Annotated in this window: 26 protein-coding genes; 25 read left to right on the top strand and 1 reads right to left on the bottom strand. The window is 47.3% G+C overall.

Annotated features, from left to right (window positions below):
• Positions 1-45 precede the first annotated feature (45 nt).
• Together CRP01_RS35095 and CRP01_RS35090 are read left to right on the top strand one after the other, a co-directional pair.
• Positions 46-1,287, top strand: a complete 1,242-nt coding sequence (locus CRP01_RS35095) for a hypothetical protein (protein ID WP_143473677.1) — start codon at positions 46-48, stop codon at positions 1,285-1,287.
• A 60-nt stretch (positions 1,288-1,347) separates the two neighbouring features.
• Positions 1,348-1,929 (top strand): helix-turn-helix domain-containing protein, encoded by a 582-nt coding sequence (locus CRP01_RS35090; protein ID WP_099154759.1) that lies wholly within the window; start codon positions 1,348-1,350, stop codon positions 1,927-1,929.
• Between the two features lie 362 nt (positions 1,930-2,291).
• Here the strand turns inward: CRP01_RS35090 and CRP01_RS35085 are convergent, their stop codons facing one another.
• The gene (locus CRP01_RS35085) at positions 2,292-2,678 is read right to left on the bottom strand and encodes a DUF302 domain-containing protein (RefSeq protein WP_099154758.1); all 387 of its coding nucleotides are present in this window, start codon (positions 2,676-2,678) and stop codon (positions 2,292-2,294) included.
• A gap of 561 nt (positions 2,679-3,239) precedes the next feature.
• On the opposite strand from CRP01_RS35085, the gene CRP01_RS42035 reads away from it, so the two are divergent.
• From CRP01_RS42035 to CRP01_RS34970, 23 genes are all read left to right on the top strand, one after another.
• A complete protein-coding gene (locus tag CRP01_RS42035; protein WP_143473676.1) occupies positions 3,240-3,473 on the top strand; it encodes a hypothetical protein in 234 nt (77 codons plus the stop codon).
• Positions 3,454-3,729, top strand: coding sequence for a DUF5676 family membrane protein (locus tag CRP01_RS35075; protein WP_099154756.1), 276 nt, complete (start codon positions 3,454-3,456; stop codon positions 3,727-3,729). Before CRP01_RS42035 ends, CRP01_RS35075 begins: the two co-directional genes overlap by 20 nt.
• A gap of 31 nt (positions 3,730-3,760) precedes the next feature.
• The gene (locus CRP01_RS35070) at positions 3,761-4,096 is read left to right on the top strand and encodes an isoamylase early set domain-containing protein (RefSeq protein WP_099154755.1); all 336 of its coding nucleotides are present in this window, start codon (positions 3,761-3,763) and stop codon (positions 4,094-4,096) included.
• Positions 4,097-4,219: 123 nt separating this feature from the next.
• Positions 4,220-4,831, top strand: a complete 612-nt coding sequence (locus tag CRP01_RS35065; protein ID WP_222845889.1) for a lycopene cyclase domain-containing protein — start codon at positions 4,220-4,222, stop codon at positions 4,829-4,831.
• Complete coding sequence (locus CRP01_RS35060) at positions 4,809-6,131, top strand: NAD(P)/FAD-dependent oxidoreductase (protein WP_099154753.1); 1,323 nt, start codon at positions 4,809-4,811, stop codon at positions 6,129-6,131. Before CRP01_RS35065 ends, CRP01_RS35060 begins: the two co-directional genes overlap by 23 nt.
• Before the next feature lie 18 nt (positions 6,132-6,149).
• Positions 6,150-7,235, top strand: a complete 1,086-nt coding sequence (locus CRP01_RS35055; RefSeq protein WP_099154752.1) for a site-2 protease family protein — start codon at positions 6,150-6,152, stop codon at positions 7,233-7,235.
• Between the two features lie 44 nt (positions 7,236-7,279).
• Positions 7,280-7,792 (top strand): hypothetical protein, encoded by a 513-nt coding sequence (locus CRP01_RS35050; protein ID WP_099154751.1) that lies wholly within the window; start codon positions 7,280-7,282, stop codon positions 7,790-7,792.
• A 38-nt stretch (positions 7,793-7,830) separates the two neighbouring features.
• A complete protein-coding gene (locus tag CRP01_RS35045) occupies positions 7,831-8,055 on the top strand; it encodes an SHOCT domain-containing protein (protein ID WP_099154750.1) in 225 nt (74 codons plus the stop codon).
• A gap of 182 nt (positions 8,056-8,237) precedes the next feature.
• Entirely contained in the window at positions 8,238-8,780 is a 543-nt protein-coding gene (locus tag CRP01_RS35040; RefSeq protein WP_099154749.1) for a hypothetical protein, read from the top strand.
• Between the two features lie 84 nt (positions 8,781-8,864).
• Complete coding sequence (locus CRP01_RS35035) at positions 8,865-9,131, top strand: hypothetical protein (RefSeq protein WP_099154748.1); 267 nt, start codon at positions 8,865-8,867, stop codon at positions 9,129-9,131.
• Between the two features lie 60 nt (positions 9,132-9,191).
• Complete coding sequence (locus tag CRP01_RS35030; protein ID WP_099154747.1) at positions 9,192-10,241, top strand: type II glyceraldehyde-3-phosphate dehydrogenase; 1,050 nt, start codon at positions 9,192-9,194, stop codon at positions 10,239-10,241.
• A gap of 33 nt (positions 10,242-10,274) precedes the next feature.
• The gene (locus CRP01_RS35025; RefSeq protein WP_099154746.1) at positions 10,275-11,132 is read left to right on the top strand and encodes a restriction endonuclease; all 858 of its coding nucleotides are present in this window, start codon (positions 10,275-10,277) and stop codon (positions 11,130-11,132) included.
• Positions 11,129-12,529: an MBL fold metallo-hydrolase RNA specificity domain-containing protein gene (locus tag CRP01_RS35020; RefSeq protein WP_185154589.1), complete on the top strand. Its 1,401-nt coding sequence runs from the start codon at positions 11,129-11,131 to the stop codon at positions 12,527-12,529. Before CRP01_RS35025 ends, CRP01_RS35020 begins: the two co-directional genes overlap by 4 nt.
• 35 nt (positions 12,530-12,564) lie before the next feature.
• Positions 12,565-13,602, top strand: a complete 1,038-nt coding sequence (locus tag CRP01_RS35015; protein ID WP_099154744.1) for an outer membrane lipoprotein-sorting protein — start codon at positions 12,565-12,567, stop codon at positions 13,600-13,602.
• A gap of 15 nt (positions 13,603-13,617) precedes the next feature.
• The gene (locus tag CRP01_RS35010) at positions 13,618-14,679 is read left to right on the top strand and encodes a class I fructose-bisphosphate aldolase (RefSeq protein ID WP_099154743.1); all 1,062 of its coding nucleotides are present in this window, start codon (positions 13,618-13,620) and stop codon (positions 14,677-14,679) included.
• 18 nt (positions 14,680-14,697) lie between these two features.
• Positions 14,698-16,209 (top strand): thymidine phosphorylase family protein, encoded by a 1,512-nt coding sequence (locus CRP01_RS35005; protein ID WP_099154742.1) that lies wholly within the window; start codon positions 14,698-14,700, stop codon positions 16,207-16,209.
• Positions 16,210-16,365: 156 nt separating this feature from the next.
• Entirely contained in the window at positions 16,366-17,271 is a 906-nt protein-coding gene (locus CRP01_RS35000; RefSeq protein WP_099154741.1) for a ribose-phosphate pyrophosphokinase, read from the top strand.
• Positions 17,268-17,951 carry a hypothetical protein gene (locus CRP01_RS34995; protein WP_099154740.1) on the top strand — a complete coding sequence of 228 codons (684 nt, stop codon included), beginning with the start codon at positions 17,268-17,270 and terminating at the stop codon, positions 17,949-17,951. Before CRP01_RS35000 ends, CRP01_RS34995 begins: the two co-directional genes overlap by 4 nt.
• A gap of 50 nt (positions 17,952-18,001) precedes the next feature.
• Positions 18,002-18,862 carry a universal stress protein gene (locus tag CRP01_RS34990; protein ID WP_099154739.1) on the top strand — a complete coding sequence of 287 codons (861 nt, stop codon included), beginning with the start codon at positions 18,002-18,004 and terminating at the stop codon, positions 18,860-18,862.
• Between the two features lie 177 nt (positions 18,863-19,039).
• Positions 19,040-19,447 (top strand): ion channel, encoded by a 408-nt coding sequence (locus tag CRP01_RS34985; RefSeq protein ID WP_170110674.1) that lies wholly within the window; start codon positions 19,040-19,042, stop codon positions 19,445-19,447.
• 6 nt (positions 19,448-19,453) lie between these two features.
• The gene (locus CRP01_RS34980) at positions 19,454-20,188 is read left to right on the top strand and encodes a PPK2 family polyphosphate kinase (protein WP_099154737.1); all 735 of its coding nucleotides are present in this window, start codon (positions 19,454-19,456) and stop codon (positions 20,186-20,188) included.
• A gap of 6 nt (positions 20,189-20,194) precedes the next feature.
• Complete coding sequence (locus CRP01_RS34975) at positions 20,195-20,737, top strand: hypothetical protein (RefSeq protein WP_099154736.1); 543 nt, start codon at positions 20,195-20,197, stop codon at positions 20,735-20,737.
• Between the two features lie 56 nt (positions 20,738-20,793).
• Positions 20,794-21,480 carry a DUF2231 domain-containing protein gene (locus tag CRP01_RS34970; RefSeq protein ID WP_099154735.1) on the top strand — a complete coding sequence of 229 codons (687 nt, stop codon included), beginning with the start codon at positions 20,794-20,796 and terminating at the stop codon, positions 21,478-21,480.
• Positions 21,481-22,054: the final 574 nt, after the last annotated feature.

Genomic DNA, 22,054 nt, shown 5'->3' with positions numbered 1-22,054 from the left:
GTTGGCGGTGGGCCAAATTTTATTCACCTAAATACCTTTAAAGCTATGAAAAAAATATTGCTGTTATCACCCTTACTACTAAGTCTGCTGCTAACCGCCTGCCGGAATGAGACCCCACCGACGGAGTCTGAGCTTCCAGGTTTTAGAGAAATCACTACCCCCGCCGGGACTGGTGGAGAACCTAACCTCTATGTGACTGCCGATGGGCAGGCATATCTATCCTGGGTCGGTTACGAGAACGATACCACTGATGCCTTCTATTATGCAAAATGGGATGACCGGGGATGGGGAGAATCCGTGAAAGTTGCTCAGGGCAACGACTGGTTCGTCAATTGGGCGGATTTTCCATCTCTGGTGGCATCTTCTCAGGCTCCCGGGCAATTGGCTGCACATTGGTTGCAGAAAAGTGCCGGGGGGACTTATGACTACGATGTACGCATCACTCAATCGCTGGATGGTGGTACTTCCTGGTCGTCTTCCTTCATCCCCCACACGGACGGAATAGCCGCTGAACACGGATTCGTGAGTATGCTGCCCATGCCGAACGGTCGCATCTTTGCCGCCTGGCTGGACGGTCGGAACAGCAAAGGTGGCCATGGCCATGAGGGCGGGCACGGCCAGGCTGGGGCTATGAGTCTGCGTACGGCAGAGTTTGACAGTTCCGGCCAATTGTTCGAAGAAGCAGAACTGGACGCCAGGGTGTGCGATTGCTGCCAGACGGATGCAGCACTGACAGAAAACGGTCTGATCTTGGTCTACCGCGACCGTTCGGAAGATGAGATCCGCGATATAGCAGTGATCCGAAAAGAAAATGGCCAATGGCAGGAATCGCAGATCATCAATACGGATCATTGGGTGATCAAGGGGTGTCCGGTCAACGGCCCGGCCATCGCTGCCCAGGGGCAATCAGTAGCTATCGCCTGGTATACCGCTGCTGAAAACCAGCCTCGGGTACAACTAGTATTTTCTGAAGATGGCGGCAAAAGCTTTTCAGCTCCGATCGCAGTGGATGACGGTGCACCCATCGGACGGGTGGATGTTGTGCTTAAGGACGATAAAACGGCCATTGTCTCCTGGCTGGAAGAAGTTGGGGAGGGTGGTGAGATCCGGTTGGCAGAGATTAAGCAGGAAGGCAAATTGGGAGAAAGTAGGACCGCTGCGACTACCGGGGTGTCCCGACAGAGTGGTTTCCCGATCCTGGAGAAGCTCCATGGACAGCTACTACTGGCCTGGACGAGTGTAGCAGAAACGGAATCGACGGTGCGAAGTATATTGATCGACCTGTAAACAAACAGCCCGGTCTGCCCAAAATTATGATAAATACCTTAATCCTAAAAATCTGTCATCATGGAAGAATACGAAATCCACAGCATCGTGATCAAAAATATGATCTGCTCCCGTTGCCTGAAAGTCATTCGCCTGGACCTGGAAGATATGGGGGTTGAGGTATTGGAATTGCAGCTGGGCAAGTTGAAGATCCGGTTCCCGAAAGGACAAATAAAGCTTTCTGCAATTGAAGAGGCCTTACTGGAAGATGAATTTGAGTTTGTGAAGGACAAAAACGACCAGATTGTAGAAAAAATTAAATTGAACCTGCTCCGTATTGTAAATGACTTGCCGATACTATACGGCAAGAAATTATCCGAAGTCTTGGCCGAAAAGTTCCAAAAAGATTACTGGTCACTGAGCAAAATTTTTTCCAAAAGCGAAACGGTAACTATCGAAAAGTACTTCATCCTGCTGCGTATCGAAAAAGCAAAAGAGCTCATCGAATACGAGGAACTGACTTTTTCTCAAATTGCCTACGAACTGGGTTTCAGCAATATTTCCCACTTGTCAGGACAGTTCAAACAAGTGACAGGTATGAGTATGAGTGAGTATAAAAAGCTAGACGACAAAATTCGTTTACCGCTGGACAAACTCTTGTAACAGTTTCAAAGAGAAAATTAATTGAAGGAAGACTACCATGAATATTAAAATGTACCGCAGCTATACACAACAGTATCGCGATGCCGAACGGGGCGCATGCTCGACCTTGGTTGCAGGCACCGCAATTTTTTAGTGCTGTGGTATGATTGCACTTTTTTCTGGGGCGGAATAATGAATCCGCCCCTATTTTGACTAACTATAAGCCAACAATCTCAATGCATTGAATACTACAATCAAGGTTGAGCCTTCGTGTATCAAGACCGCAACACCAATATTGGCTAAACTAAAAGCCATAGCTGTGGTATCAAAAAGGTTGGCATCAAAAGTACAAGATGCTGCCGGACATTTTAAAAACTTCCACGCTATAATGATGCTATCACTTTTTTCAGAAGGGCTTCAATTTCATTGGCTATATCAGCCAACTCTGCATTGTCTACAGCTGCCATTGAAGCTTTAGGACTAACAGCCGCTACTTCCACACCAGCATCAGTTTGTTGCACAATAACATTGCAGGGCAGCATGGTTCCGATTTTATTCTCAGCTTGTAATGCTTTAAATGCGAAGGGAGGGTTACATGCTCCCAGAATTTTATAAGGCCGAAAATCTTCATCCAGCTTCTTTTTCATGGTTTCCTTCACATCAATTTCGGTGAGAATCCCAAATCCTTCTGCTTTCAGGGCTTCAGTGACCTGCGCTATGGTCTCTTCAAATGAGCTATTTTTGATGGTTTTTGCAAAGTAATAATTCATCGTTTTTGTCTTTCAGGGTTAATAATTATTGAGGTTTAATATTTTTATGCTCACCAGGAAAATGATTGATGGCAGTATGGTAAATTGCCGGACCGGGATAAGTCCAACATCTACCAGAGGTATTAGAGGCATGCTTTCAGTATAAGCCCAACTGCCTCTTGCAGTCTGTTCCTGTACTCATATTCTTGTAATTTTATATATCCTCTCTACTTTGCCAGTCCTGACCTTATATATTTTGCTGAATCTAGAAATATAGATAAGGTGATCTTCTTTTTCGTTAATACCGCTAAATAACTGGTTTTGTTCGAATTATACTTTTCTTGCTTCTTGGCAAGATTCTGTAAACAATACCCAAATACTTGTAAGCCTATCTGAATAAAAGGCTGTAAATTGTTGATTATTAGAAGTTACACAAGATTTTAAAAGTCTTCATTCCTAATCTTAGGATCATCTAATTAAAGCCTTTTAATTTTTCTAAAGGCAATTTGAATACCCAATACATTATGCTCGATTAACCCTGATTGAAAGGGTTGCTTATTTGCTCTAAAAAGAACAAAAATCATGAAAAGCAAAAGAATTGTCTGGATGCTTATTGGGTGTGTTTTGCCGTTACTGTTCATCTTTCTGGCTCCTGCTCTTGGCCTCGGTGAAAACGTCGGCCTGCTGTTCTTCATTCTGGCCATGTTTGCCTGCCATTTATTAATGCCGCACGGACATGGCGGTAAGCACCAACACGAATCACCGAATTATTTGTCAGCTCCCAAAGAAGATAGTCATGAAAAGCATTCACATTAGAAAATTCGGCCTGGCCGTGGGGCTTACCTGGGCACTGTTGTATCTGGGTTGTATGCTCGTAATGATAACGGTTGGCCGTGACGGTACCGTGCTATTTTTCAACAGCTTGCTGCACGGAATCGATACGGCGCCGATCATCCGGATGGATGTACCTTTTTACGAATTTGTGATCGGATTAACGCAGTCCTTTGTCCTGGGCTGGCTTGTGGGAGCTTGTATTGCGGGTATCTATAATATTAGCCTGGAGGCGAAGTGAAGAAGTCTTAACCAAATAAACTATTGAAGCCATGATCAAAAAAAAGTATTTGAAAAGCAAAGACCGCTGCAAGGTCACTTTTATCCTTCCACCGGAGACCGTACGGGATGCTGATAAGGTACGGGTGCTTGGAGATTTTAATGACTGGTCCTGGGAAAACGGCCTGCCAATGAAAGCTGTTAAAACCGGCCTTCAGGCCTCCATCGAGTTGCAGCCGGGAAAGAGCTACGAATTTCGCTACCTGACCGATGGCGGTCAATGGATCAATGATGGGACTGCGGATGAGTATACACCCGCTCCTTTTGAGGGGGTTCAGAACTGTGTAATATCGCTTTCGGCACAACTCGATTCCAATAACGAAAATTAAGTAATACGCTAGATGAAATTTGCCTGGCTAATATGGTCAATATTAATATTGGGCCTTTGGGGTTTAGTTTATTGGAGGAAGCCCGATTTCCGAAAGGAGATGCTGCAAATCAGCTGGGTCACCATGTTCTTTGGACTGACCGAGCCACTTTTTGTACCGGAATACTGGGCTCCTCCATCTTTATTTGACCTGGCTAATAAAACCGGCTTCGATATAGAAAGCCTTCTTTTTTCTTTCGCTATTGGAGGTTTGGGTGTAGTGCTGTACCGATTGGTTTATCCGATGAGCATAAGCCCCATGATTGATAGCGACAAGCTTCATGGCCGTCATCAACTTCACCGGATCATATTGTTTCTTCCAGCGGCGATTTTCACAGTACTATTGGTATTCACCAGCTTGAACCCGATCTACAGCGGAGTGATTGCACTGTTTCTTGGCGCAGTAGCTACCCTTTATTGTCGACCCGATCTAAAGGCCAAGATCTGGATAGGGGGACTCCTGTTTACCGGGCTTTACTTTGTTTACTTCGGCAGCTTGCTATTGGTCTTTCCAAGTTATGTAGATGCATACTGGAACCTGGCCGACCTCACCGGTATCAAATTAGCCGGTATCCCTATGGAAGAATTGATGTTTGCCTTTAGCTTCGGCATGTACTGGTCCGGTTTGTATGAGCACGTTTACTGGTATACCTTGAACCCAAAAGAAATTGCAAATGGTCAGTCAGTGTCCATATAGTTCCCTTTGTCTTCCGGCTACAGACCTGCCCCGCATCGTGGTGATTGGGGCAGGTTTTGCCGGGATCAACCTGATCAAAAAGTTGCACAACAGTCCGGTGCAGTTGGTTTTACTGGATAAGAACAATTTTCATCAGTTCCAACCTCTGCTGTACCAGGTAGCTATTGCCGGTCTGGAACCGGATTCTATTGTTACTCCAATTAGAAAACTGTTCCAGGGATATCGCAATCTGATCTATCGGCTGGCCGAAGTAAACCGCGTTGATCCGGATAGCCGGAGGGTCTTTACGGATATCGGCTGGGTGCAGTATGATTACCTGGTAATTGCTACCGGAAGCGTCACCAATTATTTTGGTTTGGAGGACGTGGCCCGAAATAGTGTCGGACTGAAGGATATTCGCGATGCGCTCGATATTCGCAGTTGGGTACTGCAAAACCTCGAAGCAGCCGCCATTACCTGCGACCAAAATGAAAAAGAAGCCCTAACCAATTTCGTTATAGTCGGGGGTGGCCCTGCCGGCGTTGAGCTGGCAGGCGCCCTTTCTGAATTCAGACGCTACCTGTTGCGCAAGGACTATCCGGAGATCGCTGAAGAATGGATGAAGGTCTATCTGGTGGAAGCCACGGACCGCCTGCTGGGTACTATGCCCGAAGCGGCCTCAGACCATGCCTTCCGGACGCTTTCCCAACTGGAAGTGGAGATCCGACTGAACACTACCGTGCAAGGCTATACCGGCAGCGAAGTCCTGCTGGCCGACAACCAAACACTATTAGCTAAGACTTTAATCTGGACTGCCGGGGTTAAAGGGGCCGCCCCGGAGGGTCTCGCTCCCGAAAGTGGCACAAAAGGCCGGCGACTTAAAGTCGATCCTTTTAATCAGGTAGAGGGCTGCCGCCATGTTTTTACCATCGGCGATATAGCTGCCATGACCGACGAAGAATGGCCTCAAGGTCACCCAATGGTGGCTCAGGTGGCTATTCAGCAGGGAAAGCTATTGGCAGAAAACCTCCTTCACCTGATCAGACACGGGACTTTTAAAACAGCGTTTCACTACCGGGACAAAGGCAGTATGGCTACCATCGGCAAGAGAAACGCAGTGGCTAAGATCGGAGGATCTGTCTGGAAAGGCAAGTTAGCCTGGGTGTTGTGGTCCACGGTGCATTTGTTTTCCATCACCGGGTTCAAAAACAAATTGATGGTGGGCATTAACTGGATCATCCGCTACTTGAATTACGAAAAAGCGAACAGGCTGATCATTCGGGAATTTAAACCTCAACAAACCAAGGTAGAACAAACCTGAGAATTAAAATGGAGAATCATGAAATGGTCACTTAGCCTCGGACGCATATCAGGTATAGAGGTTTTTGTTCATTGGACCTTCCTCATCCTGATTGCCTGGATACTGTTTAGTCATCTCAGCATGGGACACGGCTGGGAGCAGAGCCTCGTAGGGGTTGTCTTCATCCTGGTGCTGTTTGCCTGTGTCCTGTTGCACGAGTTGGGACATGCCCTGACGGGGAAACGCTACGGCATTACTACGAAAAATATTATGCTGCTCCCGATCGGCGGGGTAGCCAACATGGAGAAAATGCCGGAAAAGCCCATACAGGAATTATGGGTGGCCCTGGCCGGTCCGGCTGTGAACCTGGTGATTGCAATCGTACTGTTTTTTGTGCTCCGCCAAGCCGGTGATATGCCCAGTCTGCTGGATGTCGACGGGCATATGTCCTCGTCCAGTTTTCTATATAACCTCTTTTTGGTGAATATCCTGCTGGCGGTATTTAACCTCATTCCCGCTTTCCCGATGGATGGCGGCAGGGTGCTGCGGGCGCTGCTTGCCATGAAATTCGATCGGGCAAAAGCCACTGAGATTGCCGCCCGAACCGGGCAGTTCCTGGCCATAGGCTTTGTTTTCCTGGGCCTGATCTCAAACGTATGGCTCGTATTTATCGGCCTGTTCGTATTCCTGGGAGCAGGCGCCGAATCCAATTATGAAGCTACGCGTTCGGTGCTCTCGAAGTATAAAGTAAGCGATGCCTTAATGAAAAAATACACTCTACTATCCGCTGACGACCCCATTGAAAGGGCTGTTGAGCACCTGCTGAACGGCCAGGAAAAAGAATTTTTGATTGCCCTGAACAACGGATTAATGGGGTTCGTCACCAGGGACGAAATTATCAGAGGCTTGAGTGAATTGGGCAAAAGCGCACCGCTCGGCAACATTGCCAGGCAGGATTTCCCGGCATTAAGTCCGGAAATGGGATTGGACAAAGCCCATGAGATGATGGCCAAACTCGGCATCTCCTTTTCTCCGGTCTTCATGGAAGGTGAACTGGCCGGTGTACTCGACACAGAAAATATCTCGGAAGTGATCATGGTCAACAAAGCTGTTACACGATCCTGAATCAAAAATAATACTCATTCATTGACATCAATAAGTTAACAATCATGAAAAAGATACTGCTTTTTTCTTTCGCCGCAACCGCCCTGTTTTGGATCGGTTGCAGCCAACCAACGAACGTGGATTCCATGCTGAAAAATGCGGAATCCAAAGACCATGTGTTCGCCGCGATATTAGAGGATCACGAACTGATGACTGAATTTATGAACAAAATGATGTCCAACGAACATGCCGTGATGATGATGAAGGGCAATCAGCAGATGATGGACATGATGGCGACTGAGGGCAACATGATGGCGGCTGAGGGCAACATGATGCAAATGATGAAAGACCGGCCCGAAATGATGCAGCAGATGATGAGTGGTATGATGAAAGACGGCAATATGATGGGGCACATGATGCAAATGATGCAGCAGGAGGGAATGATGAGTGAAGAATGTATGCAGTCTTGTATGCAGATGATGAAAGACAAGGGAATGTCCATGGATATGCAGATGATGGAGGGACAGGGGACAGGTAAGGATCCATCGGGGGATGCACATGAAGATGGACATCACTAAAAACTAGTACGAAATTATTTAACCAAAATTTAATCGCCATGCATTTCTATAACGGTTATCATTTTTGGGGCATGCACCTGATCTGGTGGATTGTCTGGATTGTCCTCCTGGCATGGATCTTTTTCCTGCCGTTGCCCATACCAAACAAAAATTGGGGCCCAAAAGAAGAGTCAGCTCTTGACATGCTCCAAAAAAGATATGCGGCAGGAGAAATATCTACCGAAGAGTACAAAGAACGCAAAGCAGTTTTGGAGAAAGAATGATAAACAGGATTGAATCCGGATCTACTTCCTTAATTAAAAAACACAGCGATGAACTTGTCAATTCTCTGCTGGAGTAGAAATGTACTCCACGCAGCACTGGTACTTATTTGTCTTTTCCTCGGAATGGCAGCTACGGCACAAACCAACTGGAAGCACGAGGGGGCGGGCAAATTTAACCGAGGATGAATCGCAGAATTCTTAAAAACAGCAAACTGAATACCAACAAAATCACCTGGGATAAAGCATTTATTTCTTTACCGTTCAATCAATTTATTATGAAAACACTACACCTAATGCTAATTGCAGGGGGCCTGATCTTCACCGCCTGTCAGTCCGGCGACGATCTTTTTGAGATCATGCCGGGCAGCGATATTGCGGCAATCGAAGGCATGCATGATGCCTACGGGGAAGCCAGATTCTACAACGAATCTCTGGAACGCTGTTTCAACGCTTCTACTCCTTGCGATCTGGAAATCGTAGATTTTTACGACCATCAATTCCATCGGTACGATGAAATGTTCGATCACCAGCACAACCAATATAGCCATAACAATATAGGTGACGATCATCATCATGAAAACGGGAATATGATTGATCACGGTATGATGAACGGAGAGCAAGGCCATATCCATACCGCAGAAGCACATGAGTATCAACATAACCTGGCGACATTCCAGGATATGATGGAACTCAGAACAATGCACGATTTGGTCCATCCTAAATAAATAATTCTCAATCTGCCGTACCAGCCATTTTTCCGCGACTTGGAAAAGGCCGGAACCGGCAGGTCACTTAAAAACAGAAGAATCATGAAAACTACAGAAATTGATGATCAACATCTTAGGGAAAGTAGCACAAAGAACCAATTCTTTCAGGCACTTGAAAATGATCGCCGGTTTTTCCAGGAGGCTTTTGAGGTGATGCTGACGCTCGTCATTTCCGACCCTCAGCTGACGTCAGAAGTGGCCGACTTAATTGCTGCTGATTACCGAAGTCTTTATCTGGCCATTCTTAAAAACCAGCCTCAACAAGCCGGCGATGCTAATCAAATGGGATGCTGTAAAGATTTCTCTTAGAGCTTGTTTAAAATTCGTTTTTGATGATGAAATTTAGACAAGCTCGTAAAATTCAAAACTATGAAAAAGATAAAAGTAGCCGTAAACGGATACGGCGTCATCGGCAAACGGGTCGCGAATGCGATCATGCTTCAACCGGATATGCAATTGATCGGTATTTGTGATGTCGCAACCGACTGGCGGATCAAAGTGGCCAATACCAAAGAAATACCGGTTTATGCCTATAATGGTGAAACCTATGAAAAAATGAAATTAGCGAATATCGAAGTAGTCGGTATTCTGGAAGACCTGCTGAAACAAGCGGATGTGATCGTAGATTGTGCGCCAAAAAAATTTGGCGCTCAAAATGCGGAAAGGTACCGGAAGGCGGGCGTAAAATTTATTGTCCAGGGGGGTGAAAAACACGAAGTCGCCGGTCATTCCTTTGTAGCCGAAGCCAATTATGAGAGCGCCCTGGGCCGGGAGGCTACCCGGGTGGTGTCTTGTAATACCACCTCTATTGTGCGGACTCTTTCGGCGCTCAAAAGGGCCGGACTGTTGAAAAATGCTAGAGGTACTTTGCTGCGGCGGGCAACCGATCCCTGGGAAAGTCATCTCAACGGCATTATGAATACGCTTGTGCCGGAACCGGAGATCCCCAGCCACCAGGGGCCGGATGCCCAAAGCGTCGATCCTGAGTTGGATGTGGTCACCGCCGCCGTAAAAGTCCCGGAAACGCTCAGCCATCTGCATTACTGGACGGTTCGCCTGTCCAGAAAAGCCTCGAAAGAAGAAGTTCTGGAAGCATTCCGTAGCTCCACCCGAATTGCATTCATTCAACACGAGGATGGTCTTTCAGCAAATAATGCCGTAAAGGAATTAATGCTCGATCTGGGGCGCCCCCACGGCGACATGTACGAAGTGGCGCTTTGGGAAGACATGCTCAAAGTGGAAGGAGATGAGCTGTATTACGCTTATCTGGTCGATAACCAGGCCATTGTGATCCCCGAAACTATTGACGCGGTCCGGGCTTTGACCGGTAGCGAAACATCGGGGCCCAATTCCATTAATACCACCAATAAGGCATTGTTCATCTATCCCAATTACTTTAAACAATCCTATCTGGTATAGAGGCTATTCAAAAATAATCGAGACCTGAACAGTATGGCAGACACCGTCTTTTTTGTAACCAAAGCTTCGGGCAAGCAGGAAGCCTTCGATTTGGGAAAACTACAGCATTCCTTAAAACGGGCCGGTGCCCCTCCAAGCGCCATGCCCGAAATTGAAGAAGCGGTCCAAAAAATGCTTTACCCGGGCATCAGTACCCGGGAAATATATCGCAAAGCATTTTCACTGCTTCGCAAAGCATCGCCGCACATGGCCGCCAGGTACAAGCTGAAAAAAGCGATCATGGAATTGGGACCTTCGGGCTTTCCCTTTGAAAAATACGTCGGGAAACTATTGGATTTCGAAGGTTACGATACCCAGGTTGGAAAAATCGTGCAAGGGCATTGTGTACCGCATGAGATCGATGTAATTGCCCTGAAAGATGAGCAGCATTTTATGATCGAGTGTAAATACCATAGCGAACAGAACCGCAAATGTGATGTGAAGATCCCGCTTTATATCCACGCCCGTTTCCTGGATGTAGAAAAGATGTGGCAACAGCGACCGGGGCACGATCATAAATTCCATCAAGGCTGGATCGTGACCAACACGCGCTTTACCGACGCAGCTATTCAATACGGTAATTGTGCGGGCCTGCGCCTGATCTCCTGGAACTATCCCCGTAAAGAGAGCTTGAAAAAGCGCATCGACCGCTCGGGTTTACACCCGCTAACTTGTCTGACTACCTTAACCAAAAAGGAAAAACAGCAATTGCTGGACCAGGGCCTGGTGCTCTGCCGGGAATTGCACCGGGATCTCAATCAGTTGCGATCAGTTGGTGTGTCCGAAGCAAGGTTAAAGAAGGTCGAGCAAGAAGTCCGCTTATTATGTGAACCTGAATCTCCAATATTATGAATGAATACCTCCAAATATCTTTCCTCGGCGCTGCCGGGACGGTCACCGGATCAAAGTACCTGATCGAAGCCTTGGGCAAAAAGATCATGGTGGACTGCGGCTTGTTTCAGGGGCTTAAAAAATTACGTCAGCTCAACTGGGAATATCTTCCCGTGAAAGCGGCCACCATTGATGCCGTATTGCTCACCCATGCCCACCTGGATCATACGGGATATTTGCCCCGCTTGGTGAAAAACGGATTCCGTGGAAAGATCTACGGCACCGGGCCTACCCTCGACGTTGCGGAGATCATCCTCCGCGACAGTGCCAAGATCCAGGAGGAGGAAGCAACTCGTGCCAATGAAAAAGCTTATTCCAGACATCATCCGGCCCAGCCGCTATACGACCTCAAAGACGTAGATCGGACCCTGGTCCGCTTCGAGGAGATCCAATCGGACCAATGGATTACACTTGATCCACAGATCAAAGTACGCTTTCAGTACGTAGGACATATTCTCGGGGCCACATTTATTGAGCTGGATCTTGCCGGGAAGCGTTTGGTTTTTTCGGGTGATGTCGGGCGCCAACAGGATGCTTTGCTGTTTAAACCCAAACAACCGGAAAACGCAGATATCCTTTTTCTGGAAAGCACCTACGGCAACCGCCTGCACCCTACAGAAGATCCGCAGCAATTTTTGCTGGAAACCATTGAGCAGACTTTCCGCGAAGGAGGCACTCTGATCATACCCAGTTTTGCCGTAGAGCGTACCCAGACCCTCATGTACTTGTTGTGGCAACTTCGCAAGAAAGGGCAAATGCCCGATATGCCCGTTTTTATGGATAGCCCCATGGGAGCGAATGTGCTGGAAGTGTTTCACCGTTCCCGCTCCTGGCACAAATTATCCGAGGAGGAATGCGACGAAATGTGCAAATACATCCACACGGTAAAGGAATTCAGGGAAACCTGGGAGGTGATTGACCGGAAAGGCCCGAAGATCATTATTGCCGGCAGCGGTATGGTCAGTGGCGGCCGGGTGCTCACCTACCTGACGCAATACGTGGACAAACCCGAAACCTGCATCCTGCTGGTTGGGTATCAGGCGGAAGGTACTCGCGGCCGGCAACTACTGGAAGGGACTCACGAACTTAAGATCTACGGTAAATACTATCCGGTTAAGGCCAGGATAAAAAGCCTGCACGGCCTTTCGGGACACGCCGATCAACGGGAACTGATCAACTGGTTAAGTAACATACGTGACCGACCGGAAAAGGTCTTCCTGGTTCACGGGGAACCGCAGGCCGCTGATGCGCTGCGGGTGAAGCTCAAGGATGAATTGGGTTGGGAATGCGAAATACCGGAACTGCATGTCATCAGAATATACGGTTTGCCCCATACGGTCTCCAAAGAAGATAGCTAAGGGCCGGATACGTTCCATCTTTAAATCTGGAAAGCATGAAAAATATATTTTTTTTAATCCTCCTGAGTCTGCTCTTCAACGCATTGCCTGTCAACAAGATGGTAGCACAAACCGCCAGGGGAATAGTCGAAAAAGCCGACAATAAGCGGCTGGGTAATACCAGCAAAAGTACGATGGCCCTCACGGTGATCCGTCCAAGCTGGCAGCGGGAAATGCACCTTAAGGTATGGACTAAGGGTAGTGATTATTTGCTCATACTCATCACCGATCTGGTTCGGGATAAAGGCACCAGTTTCTTAAAACGGGACAAGGAATTCTGGAACTGGATCCCCCGCATCGAACGCATTGTGAAATTACCACCATCCGCTATGGCGCAGGCCTGGATGGGTTCCGATTTCAGTAATGACGATCTTGTGAAAATGTCCTCTATGGTGCAGGATTACGAGCAAACTTTACTTGGAAAAGAACCGGTAGATGGAAGAGATGCTTATAAGATCGAAATGATACCCAAAGAGGAAGCAGCAGTAGTTTGGGGAAAGATCATTACCTGGGTCGATCAGGAGGAGTTCCTTTTCCTGAAAACCGAATACTACGATGAAGATGACGAATTGATCAATACCGTTTTTGGCCGGAATATCAAAACCATGGATGGGCGTAGCGTTACCTCCCGATTGGAGATCTTACCCCAGGGTGAGCCGGGCAGCAAAACGGTTTTGGATTATCAGGAACTGGCATTTGATGAACCGATAGCAGTTGGCTTGGAAGATCAGGTTGATAGGCGATCTTCAGAACTTTCCGGAGAGCAGCAGCAAAGGGTGGCTGTAGTCAGAGCCTTGGCTTCCAAACCTCAATTTGTGCTGGCCGATGAACCAACGGCCAACCTCGATAGCCGATCTGCCGAAAACCTCTTGGACATCATGCTCATACTCAATGAAGAAGAATACATGACTTTCATTTTTTCAACGCATGATGCGAGGATCATCCGGGAGGCGAGGCGCGTGGTTACGCTGGAAGATGGCCGGATTATTTCAGATGTGAAGGCGCAAGCTGCTACAAACGCATCTGCGCACTAAAATTTAGATAAACCAATGCTCACTTTTGAAAAGATCATTCAACTATTAGGCGATAATGCCACCTATCTGCTTGAGCATGAATGTAAGCGAATTCTCAAACAGACACTGCAACTGCCGGAACCGGATTATTTGGATCGGGTATTCGTGCACAGTAATCGCAGCCCTCAGGTATTGCGCAGCCTGGCCCAACTTTTCGGGCATGGTAACCTTAAAGGCACTGGTTACCTGAGCATATTACCGGTTGACCAGGGTATTGAACATAGTGCCGCCTTTTCCTTTTATAATAACCCAGCCTATTTCAAACCCGAAAATATCATCCGTCTGGCTATTGAGGGAGGTTGTAATGCGGTGGCCTCTTCTTTTGGTGTTTTGGCGATCACTTCCCGAAAATACGCCCATAAAATCCCTTTTATCGTCAAGCTCAACCACAATCAACTGCTGACCTACCCCAATAAGTACGATCAAACCTTATTCGGCACCGTTCGCGAGGCTTGGAACCTGGGTGCAGTGGCGGTGGGGGCTACGGTGTATTTCGGATCAGAAGAAAGTGACCGGCAACTCCGGGAAATTGCCGAAGCTTTCGCTGAGGCCCATGACTTGGGCATGGCTACTATTCTATGGTGTTATACCCGCAACGACGCCTTTAAAACGGGGCAACAGGACTATCATACTGCCGCCGATCTCACCGGACAGGCGAACTACCTTGGAGTCACTATTCAGGCCGATCTGATCAAGCAGAAGCTGCCGACCACTGATTATGGTTTCCGGGATCTTCGATTTGGCAAATACAATGAAGATATGTACAACATACTGGTGACCGATCACCCCATCGATCGGTGTCGATTCCAGGTGGCTAACTGCTACATGGGTGAGATCGGCCTAATCAATTCCGGTGGCGGCTCGGCCGGTGAGCATGACCTGGCGGAAGCGGTGAAAACAGCCGTGATCAATAAACGGGCCGGTGGAATGGGCCTGATCCTGGGCCGCAAGGCATTTCAAAGATCCATGCAATCCGGCGTGGAAATTATCCAGGCTGTCCAACAAGTCTATCTTGAAAAAAAAGTCACCATAGCCTGATACAGAATGATACGAATAATGAATGATCAATCACCAACCAATACCCTGAAACTGCGACGCCTGGGAGTAGATACCCGGCAGGAATTCGTCGTTTACATGCGTGCCAATTGCCACATCTGCATCTCTGAAGGTTTTGAGGCTTTGACTCGCCTCCAGGTGACGGTAAATGGCCAGACCATTATCGCAACGCTAAATGTGCTGCATGGGGATCTGCTCCTGGACGGCGAAGCCGGTCTGAGTGAAAGTGCCTGGAAAGTACTGCATCCTGAACCCGGTGATATCGCCTTTTTTAATCATCTGCAACCGGTAAGCTCGATGAGTCTGGTCAGAGCAAAAATGTACGGACATCGACTGGACGATGAGGCCTTTTCTGAGATTATAGCGGATATTTCCGCCGGGCGGTATTCGGATGTTGAGCTGGCTGCTTTCATTACGGCTTGTACCGGTGACCGATTGGAACTAAAAGAGGTCGTTTCCCTGACTAAGGCTATGATCAGGGCCGGAGAAAATCTTGATTGGGATCAGAACATTGTAGTGGATAAGCATTGTGTCGGAGGGCTGCCGGGCAACCGAACTACTCCCATTGTTGTGGCCATTGTGGCTGCCGCCGGTCTGACGATCCCCAAAACCTCGTCCCGGGCTATCACTTCTCCGGCCGGTACGGCCGATACGATGGAAACCATGGCACCTGTGCAATTGAGCTTACAGCAGATCCGGGAAGTAGTGCAAAAGGAAGGAGGATGTGTAGCCTGGGGTGGTGCCGTTCAACTCAGTCCTGCCGACGATCGCCTGATCCGGATCGAAAAAGCGCTGGATATCGACAGCGAAGGACAGATGATCGCCTCTGTGCTCTCCAAGAAAGCTGCTGCCGGCGCCACGCATGTGGTGATCGATATTCCGGTGGGAACCAGCGCAAAGATCCGAAATCAGCAGGAAGCGGTCCGGTTAAAAGAGTATTTCCGGCAGATTGGCCGGCAGGTCGGTCTACAGGTGGAGGTTATGATCACCGATGGTTCGCAACCCGTAGGCAGGGGCATTGGTCCTGCTTTGGAAGCGATGGATGTCCTGGCGGTATTGCGTCAAAACCCGGATCGTCCCGCAGATCTGGAACAACGGTCAGTCAGCATAGCGGGAAGTTTATTGGAACTGGCCGGCCGGACCGGAGCGGGCAATGGTCGGGAAATAGCACAGGGGCTCCTCGTGCGAGGAAAGGCCTGGGAAAAGTTCAAAGCTATCTGTGAGGCTCAGGGAGGCTTCCGGGAACCCCAAAGCGGTCATTTACAGGAATCGGTGGTGGCTTCGGTTGATGGCAAAGTACGGTCTATTGATAACCGGCGACTGGCAAGACTGGCTAAGCTGCTGGGCGCTCCGCTCCGAAAAGGTGCCGGTATCTTACTCCAATGCAAAATCGGGCAGCGATTGAAAAGTGGACAAACTATGTTTGTGATGTACGCCGAAACACCGGGAGAATTGGCGTACGCCAAACTTTATTTACAACGTGAATTTGACTTTATTATAAATCTAAAATAGCGCAAGTTACCTTGAATTGTAGAGAGAAGATGGTAGAGAGTAGAAGGACAGGAATCGTTAAAATGTGCAATTTCGTCCCATTTTACCATAAGTAGTCCCACTACCCTCTATTCTACACCCTCTACCTAAGTTGCGCTGCAACTTAAACTAAAATAGATGGACACTATATTATTCCCCCTGCCAGGAAATGAACGCCTGACCGAGCTGCTGGCGCAAAAGCTGAATGCCGAATACGGTTCAGCCACTATTCGCCAGTTTCCCGACGGTGAAACCTACTTGCGGATGATCTCTGATGTTACGGGTAAGAAGGTTGTGCTCGTTTCTACGCTCGACCGGCCGGATGCCAAACTATTGCCGCTTTATTTCTTGTCAAAGCTGGCTAAGGAACAGGGGGCGGTCTGTACCTGCCTATTGGCGCCCTACCTGGCGTATATGCGCCAGGATAAGATTTTTCTGGAAGGAGAAGGCGTTACATCTTCCTATTTTGCCCGGCTGATCTCAGACTTTGCGGACAGCCTGCTCACGGTTGATCCCCATCTGCATCGGATCCCGACACTGGAGGCCGTATACGATATCCCTACCCGGGTGGTTCATGCCGCCGGTCACCTGGCACAGTGGATTAAAGACAATGTTACGAGCCCCGTATTGATCGGACCGGATAGCGAAAGTGCTCAATGGGTATCGGCAGTAGCCGGGCAGGCAAACGCTCCGTTTATTGTGCTGGAAAAAGTGCGTCGCGGGGATCGTCGGGTGGAAGTGTCCGTTCCGGAAGTTGAACATTATCATGACCATACTCCGGTGCTGGTAGATGATATAATTTCAACGGCCCGAACTATGATCGAAACCGTCGGACATCTGAAAAAAGCAGGCATGAAAGCTCCGGTTTGTATGGGCGTGCACGCCGTTTTTGCCGGCAATGCCTACCAGGATCTGCTGGAAACCGGAGTAGCACGGGTAGTCACCAGCAATACAATACCGCACGAATCCAATGGTATTGACTTGAGTGACTTGTATATAGATTTTATTAGACATTTTGAAAAAACGGAAGTTGAAGATCAATGAGAAAATGGCTAGTAGTTCCAAGTCTCGCATTATTCTTGTTGCCTGGGCAGGCATTTGCCCAAGGAGCGCAGGGGATGTTGATCTATCAAATCGAGGGGAACCGCTACCTGCGCAAAAACTACGATGCAAAAGGAATTTTGAAAAACTATCAAACTATCGAGGTAGGGAAATTGAATATCAACAATGACATTATCGAATCGAAAATGACGGTGCTGAGTTACGATGAAGAGGATAATCTACTGAATGCCTCACAAACCACCATCCGATGCAACCCGGAAGCGCAGGAAGTGTTGATGGGAATTTTCCCTTTTGCAGGTGGCAAGCCTAACAAATCACTGAAAATTGAAATGCCGGAGAGAAATGAACTTTACCCATCGGGATGGCAACAAGGTAACAGCCTGCCGAATTTCAATTTTCGACTCAAACTTGAAGGTGGAGCTGCCGGATTTTTCGGAACGGAGAGCCGAACTACCATTTCGCAAAGAAAAGTCAGTCTCCAATCAGAGGGCACATACCGGGTATCGGGGAAAATGACCCTGAAAGCCTTTGTTGCAGGAATTAGAATTTCCACGACAGTATATGATTACTTTGAAGATATCACCGCAGAAAAGGGCATAGTCCGGCAAAATTTTAGAGCAAGTGACGGAGAATATTTCACCATTACTTTGATAGAAAAGTGATAAAATTTAAAAAAGAGATGGCCTTTTCATAATTAAAATTAGGATCAAAAATGGAAAATACATTAGACAATAAGGGATTAAACCTTAAAAACATTCTGGTCCCTACCGATTTTTCGAATTGCGCCAATGCTGCTGCAGATTATGCCATACAACTGGCGCAACTTGCGGGCGCTGAAGTGCATTTACTGCACCTGCAGGAGACGCCGGTGAATTGGATAAGATTGTCCAAAGAAAAAGAAAAGCGATACCCGGAGACACTTCGCGCTATTGGTCACGCTAAGAGCGAACTTTCCAAATGGGTGCGTAAAGCGGAAAAAACGGGCGTGAAAGCAGAGCGTTTTTTGGTTTTCGATACCGGTAAGGACGAAATAATCCGGCATCTGGAGGCACATCAGCACGATTTTTTGGTTATGGGCTCTCATGGAGCCGACGGACTGGAAGAAAAGCTGATCGGCAGTAATGCACAGCAGGTATTACGCCAGGCCACAGTACCGGTACTGATCATCAAGAAACCCATTTTCCGACCGGTCCGGAACATTCTTTTTGTATCTGACTTTACGGATGTTTCCACTGCTTCTTTCCATCAGCTGACGGGTTTTGCCGACCTGATCCAGGCTCATATTGATCTGCTTTTCGTCAATACGCAGGACCAGTTTACCGCATCCGCAGCAACCGATCGAAATATGGACCGGCTCATGGCGCATTGCCAACGAGAGGACACTTGTACTCGCAACGTGATCAATGCCGAGACGGTAGAGGATGGAATTAAGGCGTTTATTCGGCAGCAACCGATGGACCTCATCGCTATTTGCACCCACGGGAAGAGCGGATTACGACAATTGTTTTCCCCAAGTATAGCGGAGAAAGTGGCTAATCGTTCTATCCTTCCGGTGCTGAGCTTGCGGCTTTAGCTTATTTCAAAATCACTTTCAAGTAGACTGATTGCCATGTCAATCGATGATAGATTACTTAATATTCATTTCTACCGCCAGTTATTCCGGAAAACAATCTTTCCCATTGTTAGTGTATTGCTCGTTGGAATACTTTATGTGATCCTGATGTCATTAATTGATCATCGAGCCTTCCCTATGGATTACCTGATCCTGGTGTTTGCTTTGGTCAAAACCATCGTTCTGGCCCTTACCACCTTAAATCAGTTGGCCAGGTTGATCAGGATCTGCCATTCGGTAGAGCGCCTGCTTTGGGTTTTCGGACTGCTTATCGGACTTAGTATTTTTTCGTTTGCCACGGATTTCACCTGCCTCTACCAGTTTGATTCCAATGCTTTTGAAGGTGTCACCACTCAATCGAGAACCTACATTGATCACCTGTTTCACTTTTTCTATTTCAGCGTGATCACTTTTTCCACGGTGGGATACGGAGATATTGTTCCGGTCTCGATAATTGCCCGGATACTTTCCGTAATGGAAATATTCTTGAGTTTTTTCATAGTGGTCTTTGCCTTGGCAAATATCAAAAAAGTCCATATAAAATAATAAGCGATGATCAATCTGAATACTATATCGACCCGGGCGCCAACAGGGACTAAAAAGAACCTGGCAAAACGGGAGTTGGGGGCCTTGCATCGAAAGATCTTCCATTGGCAAAACGTGTTGTTCGCCGAAGGGAAACATCCCATTTTAATCATTTTACAAGGAATGGATACATCCGGTAAAGATGGGACTATACGCCACGTATTCTCCTGTGTTAATCCGATGGGGTGTAATGTCAAGTCATTTAAAGCACCCACTGAAAGAGAACAAAAGCACGATTTTCTTTGGCGCATCTATCAACATCTCCCGGAACGGGGAATGATCCAGATTTTCAATCGCTCTCATTACGAGGATATTCTGGTGCCCACGGTGCATAAGACTTTATCCCGGGAAAGGATAGAGGAAAGATTCCACCAGATCAATTGCCTTGAGAAAGGATTGCGAAAAGAAGGAACGATCATCTGGAAGTTCTTTCTACATATCTCCAAAGGAGAACAGCAAAAGCGCATCGAGGCGCGTAAGCAAAATCCACAAAAAAAATGGAAGTACGCGATCTCTGATGAAAAAGAGGCTAAAAACTGGGAGGATTATCAACGGATCTACGAAAAGATCCTATTCCGCTGCAGCCCGGAAATACCGTGGCAAATTGTACCGGCCGATCAAAAATGGTATCGCAACTACTACGTAGCAAAATATATTGTTGAACAGTTAGAGCAGTTGAATTTACAATACCCGACAAAATAAGGAATCATGAAAAAAATACTAATTCTGTTACTATTAATCGCTATCGGACTACAGTCTGGCCTTTCCCAGGACATTTATTATACCCGGAATGCTACGCTTACTCTGAATGGCGGCCTGTCGGGTAAAGCACTGACGCTTCAAACCAGTGAACTAAACGTGAAACTCGACTACGAGACCGCAGAGATCATTATCAGGTTTCCCGTCAGCTCACTCACTACCGATCTGGATAGCTTGCAGACCCGGATCGAAAAGTCCAATTCTGAAGTAGTATACGAGGGAAAGTTAGGACTGGAATATGTCAATACGGAAAACCACCCACCTATGCAATTCACTACGGAGGGATGGTTGAACATAAATGAAGAAAAACAGCTGATTGAAGGAACCGGGGAGCTACACCATATAGGAAAATCCAATCAGTATGCTTGTGTTATGGGATTGAACATGATACTCAACCTGGATGCATTGAATATTTACCTGCCGATCGAGGGCCTCGACAGTGAATTTGAAGTGGTTATTACCCAAGCCTTGCTCCAGCGCGACAAGAACTAATCCATTGGGTTGTAGAATAAGAAAATTAATTGTCACACCCTTTAAAATGATTAAACATGAAAAATATCTTTCAATTAGGCTTAGTATTTACACTTGTCCTGTTTAGTGATTATCCTGTTTTCGCTCACGATCGGGATCAACACGCCAAGCAGGATACGACGGAAATTAGTACGGATACTGCTGCCCATGCGCAGGAACACGCTCATTTGGAGGCATCTCCGGATACCGAACCCGAGGATCACCATGATGAGACAATGGTAACAATTGTTGAAGCGAAGTTCAGTGATTTCCCCAATTTGCACCCTTTAATGGTTCATTTCCCAATCGTATTGCTTATACTGGCCTTTTTCGGTCAGTTGGCGGCGCTATTCATCTGGAAAAAAGAGTTGAGCCTGATTTCGGGTATCTTGCTGCTCGCAGGTTTTATCGGCGCCTATCTGGTCTCTACAGTCTTTCATCCCCATACCGGCGAACTAGGCGAGGCAGCCCAGCAGGTGTTGGACCTGCACGACCAATATGCTGATTTTACCGTTTGGGCGAGCGGCATCGCTCTTTTGTTAAAAATAATCAGCCATTTTTTCCTGCAGCGCAAGTGGTGGATGGAAACACTGGTAGTTTTGGCCCTGGCCGGCGCTGTATTCTCCGTCAGCAAAGCGGGCCACTATGGAGCTACCCTGGTGCATTTGCACGGAGTGGGGCCCCAGGGAAAATATCTCGAGACAGATACTGGTCATACTCATTGACTACCAAAGTAACTTGGGCTCAATCAGTATATGGCTAACACGATCTTCAAGCAAAAATCTTACAAAAGAAATACAAGATTTTGTAACACATACTTGCTTCTGTTAGAGGATCTTTGCATAACCTTAAATTAATGTAAGTTGTCAGTTAGTCGGTAAACAGTAGTCAGTTATAAAGAGTCGACGTGAAATGAGATGATTAGGACACAGCATCGATCTCAAGAGTGCTCGATGCGCCTGAAAATAGAGATCAATTCCTTAATTTTTAGTAATGACCACTACAACTGACTACCGACTACTGCTTACTAGTGCCTTGGGAATTAGCGCCCGAGGCACTAGCAACTTGGGTTAAATTAACATGAGGTTCGGAGCCACATTTGTACTAATGGACTGACATGGAAGCCTTATTCCTTGTCCGGGAGGCTAAAATGGCTTGATGGCAGGATGGCTGTAGACGGGATCCCTTAACCATCAACCATAATAACCATCATTCCTCGAAAAGCCCTTTGGTTATCGGTACGCTGCTCCTGATCCTGATGTTGTCTGGTCAAACCTGACGTTAAATTAACATGAATCC

The organism is Flavilitoribacter nigricans DSM 23189 = NBRC 102662 (assembly GCF_002646595.1).
GTDB classification, from domain to species: Bacteria; Bacteroidota; Bacteroidia; order Chitinophagales; family Saprospiraceae; genus Flavilitoribacter; species Flavilitoribacter nigricans.
The sequence above is the reverse complement of the archived record's forward strand: the minus strand, read 5'-3'. Positions and strand labels throughout refer to the sequence as shown.

Excerpts from the sequence above, each read along its gene's own strand:
- CRP01_RS35090 (WP_099154759.1), top strand. The coding sequence starts at position 1,348 with ATGGAAGAATACGAAATCCACAGCATCGTGATCAAAAATATGATCTGC.
- CRP01_RS35035 (WP_099154748.1), top strand. The coding sequence starts at position 8,865 with ATGAAAACTACAGAAATTGATGATCAACATCTTAGGGAAAGTAGCACA.
- CRP01_RS34985 (WP_170110674.1), top strand. The coding sequence starts at position 19,040 with ATGGATTACCTGATCCTGGTGTTTGCTTTGGTCAAAACCATCGTTCTG.
- CRP01_RS35060 (WP_099154753.1), top strand. The coding sequence starts at position 4,809 with ATGGTCAGTCAGTGTCCATATAGTTCCCTTTGTCTTCCGGCTACAGAC.
- CRP01_RS35085 (WP_099154758.1), bottom strand. The coding sequence starts at position 2,678 with ATGAATTATTACTTTGCAAAAACCATCAAAAATAGCTCATTTGAAGAG.
- CRP01_RS35055 (WP_099154752.1), top strand. The coding sequence starts at position 6,150 with ATGAAATGGTCACTTAGCCTCGGACGCATATCAGGTATAGAGGTTTTT.
- CRP01_RS35030 (WP_099154747.1), top strand. The coding sequence starts at position 9,192 with ATGAAAAAGATAAAAGTAGCCGTAAACGGATACGGCGTCATCGGCAAA.
- CRP01_RS35070 (WP_099154755.1), top strand. The coding sequence starts at position 3,761 with ATGATCAAAAAAAAGTATTTGAAAAGCAAAGACCGCTGCAAGGTCACT.
- CRP01_RS35005 (WP_099154742.1), top strand. The coding sequence starts at position 14,698 with ATGAATGATCAATCACCAACCAATACCCTGAAACTGCGACGCCTGGGA.
- CRP01_RS35050 (WP_099154751.1), top strand. The coding sequence starts at position 7,280 with ATGAAAAAGATACTGCTTTTTTCTTTCGCCGCAACCGCCCTGTTTTGG.
- CRP01_RS35040 (WP_099154749.1), top strand. The coding sequence starts at position 8,238 with ATGAATCGCAGAATTCTTAAAAACAGCAAACTGAATACCAACAAAATC.
- CRP01_RS35075 (WP_099154756.1), top strand. The coding sequence starts at position 3,454 with ATGAAAAGCATTCACATTAGAAAATTCGGCCTGGCCGTGGGGCTTACC.
- CRP01_RS34980 (WP_099154737.1), top strand. The coding sequence starts at position 19,454 with ATGATCAATCTGAATACTATATCGACCCGGGCGCCAACAGGGACTAAA.
- CRP01_RS35065 (WP_222845889.1), top strand. The coding sequence starts at position 4,220 with ATGTTCTTTGGACTGACCGAGCCACTTTTTGTACCGGAATACTGGGCT.
- CRP01_RS42035 (WP_143473676.1), top strand. The coding sequence starts at position 3,240 with ATGAAAAGCAAAAGAATTGTCTGGATGCTTATTGGGTGTGTTTTGCCG.
- CRP01_RS34990 (WP_099154739.1), top strand. The coding sequence starts at position 18,002 with ATGGAAAATACATTAGACAATAAGGGATTAAACCTTAAAAACATTCTG.
- CRP01_RS34970 (WP_099154735.1), top strand. The coding sequence starts at position 20,794 with ATGAAAAATATCTTTCAATTAGGCTTAGTATTTACACTTGTCCTGTTT.
- CRP01_RS35010 (WP_099154743.1), top strand. The coding sequence starts at position 13,618 with ATGCTCACTTTTGAAAAGATCATTCAACTATTAGGCGATAATGCCACC.
- CRP01_RS35020 (WP_185154589.1), top strand. The coding sequence starts at position 11,129 with ATGAATGAATACCTCCAAATATCTTTCCTCGGCGCTGCCGGGACGGTC.
- CRP01_RS34995 (WP_099154740.1), top strand. The coding sequence starts at position 17,268 with ATGAGAAAATGGCTAGTAGTTCCAAGTCTCGCATTATTCTTGTTGCCT.
- CRP01_RS35000 (WP_099154741.1), top strand. The coding sequence starts at position 16,366 with ATGGACACTATATTATTCCCCCTGCCAGGAAATGAACGCCTGACCGAG.
- CRP01_RS35025 (WP_099154746.1), top strand. The coding sequence starts at position 10,275 with ATGGCAGACACCGTCTTTTTTGTAACCAAAGCTTCGGGCAAGCAGGAA.
- CRP01_RS35015 (WP_099154744.1), top strand. The coding sequence starts at position 12,565 with ATGAAAAATATATTTTTTTTAATCCTCCTGAGTCTGCTCTTCAACGCA.
- CRP01_RS35045 (WP_099154750.1), top strand. The coding sequence starts at position 7,831 with ATGCATTTCTATAACGGTTATCATTTTTGGGGCATGCACCTGATCTGG.
- CRP01_RS34975 (WP_099154736.1), top strand. The coding sequence starts at position 20,195 with ATGAAAAAAATACTAATTCTGTTACTATTAATCGCTATCGGACTACAG.
- CRP01_RS35095 (WP_143473677.1), top strand. The coding sequence starts at position 46 with ATGAAAAAAATATTGCTGTTATCACCCTTACTACTAAGTCTGCTGCTA.